The 4,976-nt window shown below is 42.2% G+C and carries 7 protein-coding genes; 2 read left to right on the top strand and 5 right to left on the bottom strand.

Translation table 11 applies throughout. The features are described from left to right. A partial coding sequence (locus ACP45E_RS11960) for a LysR family transcriptional regulator (RefSeq protein ID WP_069585039.1) occupies positions 1–916 on the top strand: 916 nt, incomplete at its 5' end. 79 nt (positions 917–995) lie between these two features. Here ACP45E_RS11960 and ACP45E_RS11955 read toward each other — a convergent pair. The 4 genes from ACP45E_RS11955 to ACP45E_RS11940 form a co-directional block, all read right to left on the bottom strand. Further along, positions 996–1,400 carry a cytochrome b562 gene (locus tag ACP45E_RS11955; protein WP_017036238.1) on the bottom strand — a complete coding sequence of 135 codons (405 nt, stop codon included), beginning with the start codon at positions 1,398–1,400 and terminating at the stop codon, positions 996–998. Positions 1,401–1,574: 174 nt separating this feature from the next. Then, a complete protein-coding gene (locus ACP45E_RS11950; protein ID WP_017036239.1) occupies positions 1,575–2,318 on the bottom strand; it encodes a phosphatase in 744 nt (247 codons plus the stop codon). Between the two features lie 189 nt (positions 2,319–2,507). Then, positions 2,508–2,951, bottom strand: coding sequence for a hypothetical protein (locus ACP45E_RS11945; RefSeq protein WP_017036991.1), 444 nt, complete (start codon positions 2,949–2,951; stop codon positions 2,508–2,510). Positions 2,952–3,094: 143 nt separating this feature from the next. Continuing rightward, complete coding sequence (locus tag ACP45E_RS11940; protein ID WP_017036992.1) at positions 3,095–3,769, bottom strand: transporter substrate-binding domain-containing protein; 675 nt, start codon at positions 3,767–3,769, stop codon at positions 3,095–3,097. Positions 3,770–4,024: 255 nt separating this feature from the next. On the opposite strand from ACP45E_RS11940, the gene ACP45E_RS11935 reads away from it, so the two are divergent. Continuing rightward, entirely contained in the window at positions 4,025–4,162 is a 138-nt protein-coding gene (locus tag ACP45E_RS11935) for a hypothetical protein (RefSeq protein ID WP_017036242.1), read from the top strand. Between the two features lie 206 nt (positions 4,163–4,368). Here the strand turns inward: ACP45E_RS11935 and ACP45E_RS11930 are convergent. After that, on the bottom strand, positions 4,369–4,976 hold a 608-nt coding region (locus tag ACP45E_RS11930), incomplete at its 5' end, for a substrate-binding domain-containing protein (protein WP_141707317.1).

Raw genomic sequence — 4,976 nt, 5'->3', positions numbered from 1 at the left:
TGAAGGCAGTTTTACGGCCGCCGCTAAAGTGCTCAATGTGACCCCTTCTGCGTTAAGCAAGTTGATCACACGTTTGGAAAGTGCTTTGAATGTAAAATTGTTTGAGCGAACAACTCGCAAATTAATCATCACTCAAGCGGGACAAAAGATTTATGATCAAGCCGTTATTATGGTAAATGCCGCGCAGCAAGCCGTGGAAGTGTCGACCGAAGATCATAATGAACCATCAGGCACGTTAACCGTGGCTGCGCCTGAAGCGTTTTTGAATTCAGTATTACAGCCTTATGTCGTGCCCTTTCTGAAACAACACCCATATATCCAACTCAAGTTACGCGCGGCTGATGGTGAAATCGACCTTTTTAAACAGGGTATTGATGTCGCATTCAAGCTCACTGATAAGCCTGATGAAAAACTGGTGTTGAAAGAAATCGGCCAAACTAATTTAGTCTTGTGTGCGAGTCCCGATTATATCGCGAGCCGAGGGCTTCCTTCACACCCGACTGAACTTGTTGAGCATGATTGTTTATATCTTGCGGAAACGGAACAAGATAATATTTGGGATTTCTTAAAAGATGATGAATTTCATACGGTGACAATATCTGGCCGATACGCGGTCAATCACTCTCAGATGCGTTTAAATGGCGTAAAGAGTGGGCTTGGGATCGGTATTTTTCATGACTTTGTTGTCAAGGATGCACTTCAAGAACAGCAGGTTGTTCCCGTGTTACCAAACTGGACGATAAAGAGCAGCTACCACGGTGCAATCGCAATGCAGTATGCACAAACCAAATACATGCCAACAAGATTACGTGTGTTTATTGATTTCGCTATGGCCAACTTAACCCATAAACTTTTTGATGATACTGCGGTTTCTGATGGTACTGCTCGGTTTAATGATAATGCGGGTAACGCGTAAATAAAAAGTCGCTCACACAAGGAGCGACTTTTTTTAATACGGCTATTACTTATTAGCCCCAATACGTTGAATGCATTAATTAACCAAATATTTTTGACCAGATACTAGGGTTGCGTTTTCGGTGGTACTCTACTCGTAAGTCATCTACTTCACGTAGCTCTTTTTTGGCTTGGTCTAAATCACCCTTAGCGAGATAGGTTTCTACAGTATCAATCGCGACGGTTAATTTATTAAACCCTTCATTGTACAGTTCGCTTTTTTCTTGCGGGTGGTCTGCATTAATGGCCTGCTCAACTAACTCGGAAAGGTTAGTCACTGCCACTTGCATCACTTCAACACTTTCAGCTTGATCAGCTTCTCGAAACTCAAAGCCCATTTTCTTCATCGTTTCAGTCATATTAAATTCATTGGCGACTGCGCTCAATGAAACGACATTCAGTGCCAGAAATAAGCCAAGAGACATCAGTAATTGGTTTTTCATCATTTTTAATTTTCAGTCGGAGAATGCACAGAATTGTAATCGATATTGTATAAAAATCAGAGTGGAAAAGTGTTTCAATTTACCTGGCAACCAAAACGTATTGAACACTTTCCCTGATATTGTACTTAAATTCATCCCTAACAACGTGCTGAGTTAAAAGAGTTACAGCGTGCTGAACTAAAGATGGCTGAACTCTTTAATTGCAGGACGGCCTCGCAACTCTAGGAAGTCTAAGAACTGGCGAGGTGTACGGGTGATCACCTGAGCAGGATCCATCTGGACAGTATCAAGTAACTCGCTCACTAAATTCAAATTACCGACATCTAAACAAAAATGCGCATCACTGCCTGTCGTTACATAAGCACCATAGTGTTTCGCTAACCGAGCAATTTCCTGACAACGTTCGATACTGCCAACCCGACTGTTCCCCGTTAGGGATGTGTTGTTGATTTCAATCGCGACATTGTACTTTGCAGCGCTTTGAATCACTTCATCAAAATCAAAGTCAAAATTTGGATTGCCTAAATGACCAAGAGCATCCACTCTTCCGTTCTTAATCACATTGAGTAATGTGGTGGTATGAGTTTGACTGTCTACAGGGTTAAAGACGGGCTCATGAAAGCTCGCCAGTACCCAATCTAGGTTTTGATCAACGGAGTGCGGGATATCAATCTCACCCTGCGGGTTGATGATGTTCACTTCACACCCTCTGAGTACACCGACCCCTTCCAGAAACCTGGGAAGAACACGTTGATTAGAGAAAAACCAGTAATGAGGAGCACCGGGCATCGATTCTGCGTGATCGGTTGTACAAAAAAGAGACAATCCGTTTTCTTTGGCAGATTTCGCATTTTCAATCAAAGTACTGTAAGCATGGCCACTTGCGTAGGTATGCGTATGAGTATCGACACAAAGTTTCATGATTTGCTCTTAGACGGTGGTTTCATTTAATTAGCAGTTTACCAACATACCGAAAAATAGTCTTGCTCAGTGCTGTATCTGATTCAAGTACTGTACTTACTTGAGTGTTATGTTTGTTTGAGTACTACGTTTGCTGATTACAATGTGTGCTTCAGTACGTTCTTCTTGAATACTATTTCTTCTTAACTTTTAAGACTGCTCACAGAGTGCTTTAATCTTCGGCAGGGCCTTTTCCCATCCATTATTGAACATGGAAACGAAATCGGGATGGGTTGTGACCTTAACCTGTATCACAACCGAATCTTCCAAAGGGGCGATGTGAAAAGCTTCCGAAGAACCAATCCATTTATCTGCGACATCGCTGTCGATATCTTGCTGGTGCTCTGGAAAGAAAATCGCGACATGGTGGTATTCAATCGCTTCATTCAACGATATTTTGTCAATTCTGGCCCTTGTTCCTCCAAGATTAGGGTCAAAAAAGAGCATATCTTCGCCTTCACGCCATATCCCCTCAAACTGAGAGTGGGGAGAAAATGCCGTCGCCCATCGCTGATAGTTATCCTGCTCCGTCAACATTTTCCAAACTGTTTTTGCATCTGTTCTAATTTCAATAGCATAGTTAAGCGTTAACATAATCAGTGTCCCATTAAAAATCCCTATTAACACTTATAGAAGAGGTTTCTGTCATTTTGATTAAAAACCCATCGATTACGCGATATTAGACTTATTAGGTGACCGTTTTTAGAACAGACTCACAGAAGCTTGGGCAATGACATTCACCAGTGAGTAGAAATTATATCGACCAGAGCTTGGCAATCTAAATTGACCCAAACATGAAAATATTCAATGCTCAGCGAGCTCGTTGAAAATTGAAGTCGTTGTATATCGACATTATTTTCTTCAGCAATAAACTCGCCACTATGCTTATCTGCAAAAACATAATCGACCCGATTTTTTATTAGCTGATCAAAGCCTTGCTGTAATGAGTTCACTTCTTGTACTTCGATTTTATTGCTCCGAAATAAAGCATTGAGACCTTGTTTCGAGTATGAACTTAATAAAGCGACAGAAACTCCTTCTAAATCTGAAAGCTGTTCCCATGTAAATTCTGACTCTTGTCTTAAACGATAAAACCCTAGCGGTATCTCCTCGTCAGATAACACCCACTTACGAACATTCGAGCTGTTTGGATCTTGCGGAGGGTAAAAGCTCAAGCACCAATTACCCACCAACAATCGTTTACCAATTCTATTGGGGGGCAAAATAACAGCGGATAAACGCATATCAGACATCGCAATGTGCTGTCGTAGCTTTTGTACGGCAAGACCGCCATCGGCTTTGTACTCAGTCGTGTAAGGAGGAAACTCTATCCCCAACACTTCGACTGACGATGTTGAATGACTTGGGGAAGCAAACATTAGTGCCGCCCCAAGCATAAGCCACTTTTTCAATACTCGCTTCCTATCCATGACAATGATGGTTAGATCATGCCGTTTAATCTAGACGATCAGTATAGCAAATCCCTCATCCTAGTTATGATACACAACCATATCTCATCCTATCTACGCCACCGTTACCTCCACTCTCAACTTAATGGCCGCTAAATTCATACTTTTATCTACACCGTCTAAACTTTAAAAGTGGTGGATGTGCACACCGATATAAGACCTTATATTTTTTTGACATTAAATTAGAAGGTGATCGATATGACGACGAACAAGTATTTTGTATTAGACCGAAAAAACTCTGTGGGCAGCAAAGCGACTGAACGATCTCATCAATCAGAGCAGGAGCAGCACCGCCAGAAATTGGTCAAAGACGCCCAGAAAAGAGGCGGATTCTGAATCTGGAATATTTAGCCGCTGGCTTTTAAACCGCTAATTTTAGGTCTCTATTGTTGAGATAATAACGTGTCGAGACAACACAGCAGGTTGATCGAAAAACGAATGTTCAAAATCAGGCTAAAGTGTTCAGGAATAAACAATAATAAAGAGCACGTTCAGTAACGGCTCTTTAAGAGAAGAGGAAGAGTTTGTGTCTTGAGTTCGATTTATTTGAGTCTGATTTCAGCACTTCGCAGTTTCAGTTCTCCTGTAAATGTCACTTGAGTCCCGGCTTGTTCCTTATTGATGAGCGCCATGAGGCGCTGAACCGCGACTCTTGCCATCTGACTTATCGGAAAGTGAACTGCGGATACCTTAGGATATAAAGCCTCGCATAAGTCGACACTGTCAAAGCTCATTAAAGAAACCTGCGCCGGAATTTGAATAGAATGTTCGTGCAAATATTGAACGGCACCACCGGTCATTTCTTCACTACACGAGTAAATAGCCGTGAGGTCAGGATGTCTTTTTAATAGTGCCTCTGCCGCTAAATAACCGCTTGCTCGACTGTAGTCCCCTTCGGCGATAAGTGACTCACTGGTCGATAATCCTGCGATGCGCATTGTATCGACGTACCCCTCTTTTCTTTGGGTGCTATTAAATCGAGAGTGAGGACCTGAAATACAACCAATCCGCTCATGTCCAAGATCAATGAGCCTCTTTACCGCTAAAGCGCTGGCCTCGTGATGATTGAAAGTCACACATCGTTCTTCCAAACCTTTGACTTCTCGGTCTAGTAACACAAACGGCGTCGATTCCTTCGCGAGTTCTCTTA

Source organism: Vibrio genomosp. F10 str. 9ZD137 (assembly GCF_049974785.1).
GTDB lineage: Bacteria > Pseudomonadota > Gammaproteobacteria > Enterobacterales > Vibrionaceae > Vibrio.
Note: the sequence above shows the minus strand (reverse complement) of the source record. Positions and strands in the feature narration are given on the sequence as shown.

What these genes read in the sequence shown, in the direction of transcription:
- ACP45E_RS11955 (WP_017036238.1), bottom strand. Translation starts at nt 1,400, where the DNA reads ATGATGAAAAACCAATTACTGATGTCTCTTGGCTTATTTCTGGCACTG.
- ACP45E_RS11950 (WP_017036239.1), bottom strand. Translation starts at nt 2,318, where the DNA reads ATGAAACTTTGTGTCGATACTCATACGCATACCTACGCAAGTGGCCAT.
- ACP45E_RS11945 (WP_017036991.1), bottom strand. Translation starts at nt 2,951, where the DNA reads ATGTTAACGCTTAACTATGCTATTGAAATTAGAACAGATGCAAAAACA.
- ACP45E_RS11935 (WP_017036242.1), top strand. Translation starts at nt 4,025, where the DNA reads ATGACGACGAACAAGTATTTTGTATTAGACCGAAAAAACTCTGTGGGC.